The sequence below is a fragment of the Candidatus Synechococcus spongiarum SH4 genome, from assembly GCF_000586015.1.
Taxonomy (GTDB): domain Bacteria; phylum Cyanobacteriota; class Cyanobacteriia; order PCC-6307; family Cyanobiaceae; genus Synechococcus_B; species Synechococcus_B spongiarum_F.
In genome coordinates, this window is the sequence record NZ_JENA01000181.1 from 1 (window position 1) to 3,396 (window position 3,396).

The window sequence follows — 3,396 nt, forward strand, 5'->3', positions numbered from 1 at the left end:
CCACCCCGGCGCGGGCGCCGTCTTCACCCCGGATCACGTTGTCCTCGGGCAAGGCTTCGAGGGGGGTGGGGCTTTCCCAGAGGCGAAGCTGTTGCTTGACGCCGTCATAGGCCGCCAACCTGGCCAACACCTCCTGCCCCAGATAGCACCCTTTATCAAGGGCCACGGCCCCGGCCAAACCCAATTCAAAAGGATTGAAGTCGCTGTTGATCTCGTTGGGCCAGGCCGGCATCCCCTGTTGAAGCCGCAGTAACTCCACCTGTGTAGTGGTCAGCCGGGGGCAGCGTTCCAGCCATGGCGGCAAGGGGAGGGAGTCGGGCAGCAACAGCCGCAATCCCGGCGCCCCATCGCCAAAATCCGTGCCCCCCATCAGCAACGCCTGGGCATCCCCCAGGGACACCGGACCCCAGCCGGCGCCGGCGGCGTCCACGGTGATGCCTTCGGCAGCCAGCAGGGCGGCGGCTTCACCCAACAGACTCACCTGCCGGGCCTGGACCACGGGCAGCAGAGTGACCTGATCCGCGGGAAAGAGATGGCGATCAAAGCTCTGATGCAACGCCGGCCCGTCACCGGCCAGCACCATCAACCGGGCGGCCTGCTGGTCCACCAATACGTCCAGAAGGGCGGTGAGTCGCGCTGTGGCGGTCACTGCGCAACTGCGCCGCAGACAACCGGGTGGGGCGCTGCTCAGGTCCTGGGTGGTCTGGCCATGGAGAAAACGCAGGCTATCGACCCCGGTCAGGCGCAGAACCTGCACGGTCCGTTCCGTTCGCACCGGCCAGGCGCGGGGCTCCGGTAGAGCCTGGCTCAGCCAGTGGGGGAAGGGCAGGGGGGCGGTCATGGCTGATGCTCCAACGGGGTGCTGATGTGCTCCAGCAGGAAGAGGGATTTGAGATGGAGCCCCGCCGCGGCCAGGGCGGCTTGCCCCCCCTCCTGGCGATCCACAACGGCCACCACCTCCTGAACGGTATAGCCCGCCTCCCGCAACCGCTGCACCGCTTTGAGACAGGAATTGCCCGTGGTCACCACGTCCTCCAACACCGTCACCCGGGCGCCGGGGGGCGGCAATGGGCCTTCAATCCAGGCGCCGGTGCCATGGCCCTTGGGCTCCTTGCGCACAATGAGGGCATCCAGCCGGCGGCCCGCCAGCCCGGCGGCCATGGCCACGCAACTCACCAGGGGATCCGCCCCCAGGGTGAGGCCGGCCACCGTCTGGGCGGCGGGGTGGACCTGTTCCAGCAGCAGCGGCGCCAACAGCGTGGCGCCGCTGCTGCTGAGGCTGACGGGTTTGCAGTTCACGTAGTGTTCGCTGCGCCGGCCGCTGGCCAGGAGGAACTTGCCGCGCCTGTAGGCGTAGCGGGCCAGCATCTGCTGCAGGGCTTCCCGGCGTCGGGCCGGCGGGGGGTTCAACAACGGTGGAGCAGACGGCCGGATGTCCATGGCGCCGACAGGGGAGCTTCTATAGTGAAGGTTCACGGCTGATGTGATGGTCCGTTTTGCTCCACTGCTGCCCTTGCTGGTGAGCGCCATGCCCCTGTCGCCATTGGCCATGGCCGCGGACTGTGGACCCACGCCACCCGCCCCGGATGCTCCTGCCCCGTGGATCCGATCCTGGATGTCCCCGGCGTTGCTCCGGCGATTTGACCCTCTCCCCTCTCCCGAAGCTCACCAGAACCCCGCCCCGGACAGTAGCGAGGAACAACCGTTGGCCGCCACGGGGCAGGGGGACGAGCCTGCCTTTTGCCCCATCTAAGTCACGTCCAGATCACAACTCCGATAGGTGGCGGCCTCCGCCAGGTGTTCGGCTTCGATCCGTTCGGAATCCGCCAGATCGGCAATGGTGCGCGCCACCCGCATGAGGCGATCAAGGCTGCGCATGGAGAGGCCGAGACGGTCGGCAAGGCGATCCAGCAACTGGCGGGCGGCGTTGCTGAGGGGGCTGCAAAGGCGCAACTGACGACTGTCCAGGAGATGGTTATCAAACAGTTGGCGGCCAAAACGCTGGCTGGTGTTCCGGCGGCTGATGGCCAGCCGCTGCTGTACCTGGGCGGTGGTTTCCGCTGCGACGGGACGGCTCACCTCCATGGGGGAGAGCCGTCGCACCGGCACGTGGAGATCAATGCGATCCAGCAGAGGACCCGACACCTGGCGCCAATAGCGACGGCGCACGGCATCGCCGCAACTGCAGCTATGGACCGGATCCCCCCACCAGCCACAGGGGCAGGGGTTGGCCGCCGCCACCAGTTGAAACTGGCAGGGGAAGCGTAGTCGCTGCCCGGCCCGGGCAATGTCGATGGCCCCCTGTTCCAGGGGTTCCCGCAGATGGTCCAGGCAATGGCGGCCAAATTCCGGCAACTCGTCAAGAAACAGAACCCCGTGGTGAGCCAGGCTGATTTCACCGGGCAGGGGGTGGGGTGAGCCGCCCCCCACCAGGGCCGCCGGGGTGCAGCTATGGTGGGGAGCCCGGAAGGGCCGCTGATTGCGCAGGCCCGCTTCCGGCTGGGCAAAGGCCACCGAATGGACCCGTCGCACCGCCAGGGCCTCTTCCATGGAGAGGGGCGGCAGCAAATCGGGCAGGCACCGGGCCAGCACACTTTTGCCGCAGCCGGGTGGACCCACCAGCAGCATGTGGTGCCCCCCGGCTGCGGCAATTTCCAAGGCCCGCCGCCCATGGCTCTGCCCCTGCAGATCCCTGAGATCAAAACCGAACTCATCCGCCATGGCCGAGAAACAGCCTGGATCCGGGGCGGGTTGAGGTTGGGGATTGTTGAGTTGTTCCTGGGCCTCGTTGAGATCCGCCGCCGCCAGGACGGAGAGCCCGTCAATCTGGGCCGCCTCCGCCCCGTTTTCCTTCGGGACCAGCAGATGCCTGGCCCCTGCCGCCCGGGCCGCCTCGGCCATGGCCAACACCCCGCGCACCGGCCGCAGGCTGCCGTCCAGTCCCAGTTCTCCTGTGGCCCAGAGTCCCTCCAGCCAGGTGAGGGGAATACGCCCGGCGGCGGCCTGCAGGGCAAGGGCCATGGGCAGATCAAAGCTGGGGCCTTGTTTGCGCAGGGCAGCCGGAGCCAGGTTCACCGTGAGACGAGACACCAGGGGGCGCTGACCGCTGTTGCGCAGGGCGGAGCGGATCCGCTCACGGGACTCCTGCACCGCCGTATCCGGCAAGCCCACAATCTGGAATGCCGGCAAGCCGGGGCCCAAATCCGCCTCCACCACCACAGGGCAGGCATCCACCCCCACAATGGCGGCACTGGTGCAACGGGCAAGCATGGCGTTGAGCGCTCGAGTGTCCGGCCCAGTGTTCCCACGCTGGGGAATTCCGTCGTTGACTCCACCGGAACCATGGGGCGCCAGCGATCCCACGTCCCGGGATCAACCAACACGCGCAGGAAGGCG

General features: G+C 67.7%; 4 protein-coding genes. 1 reads left to right on the forward strand and 3 read right to left on the reverse strand.

The features are described 5' to 3' along the window. A partial coding sequence (ygfZ, locus tag BG35_RS10975; RefSeq protein WP_025782399.1) for a CAF17-like 4Fe-4S cluster assembly/insertion protein YgfZ occupies positions 1-841 on the reverse strand: 841 nt, incomplete at its 3' end. Next, on the reverse strand, positions 838-1,440 hold the full coding sequence (gene pyrE / locus BG35_RS0107920; RefSeq protein ID WP_034417923.1) for an orotate phosphoribosyltransferase: 603 nt from the start codon (positions 1,438-1,440) through the stop codon (positions 838-840). The genes ygfZ and pyrE, both read right to left, overlap by 4 nt. A gap of 46 nt (positions 1,441-1,486) precedes the next feature. Between pyrE and BG35_RS12810 the strand changes: the two genes are divergently transcribed. Beyond that, positions 1,487-1,753, forward strand: a complete 267-nt coding sequence (locus BG35_RS12810) for a hypothetical protein (RefSeq protein WP_025782401.1) — start codon at positions 1,487-1,489, stop codon at positions 1,751-1,753. Here BG35_RS12810 and BG35_RS0107930 read toward each other — a convergent pair. Further along, positions 1,750-3,270: a YifB family Mg chelatase-like AAA ATPase gene (locus BG35_RS0107930; RefSeq protein WP_025782402.1), complete on the reverse strand. Its 1,521-nt coding sequence runs from the start codon at positions 3,268-3,270 to the stop codon at positions 1,750-1,752. The two genes, BG35_RS12810 and BG35_RS0107930, sit on opposite strands and share 4 nt — an antisense overlap. Between the last annotated feature and the right edge of the window lie 126 nt (positions 3,271-3,396).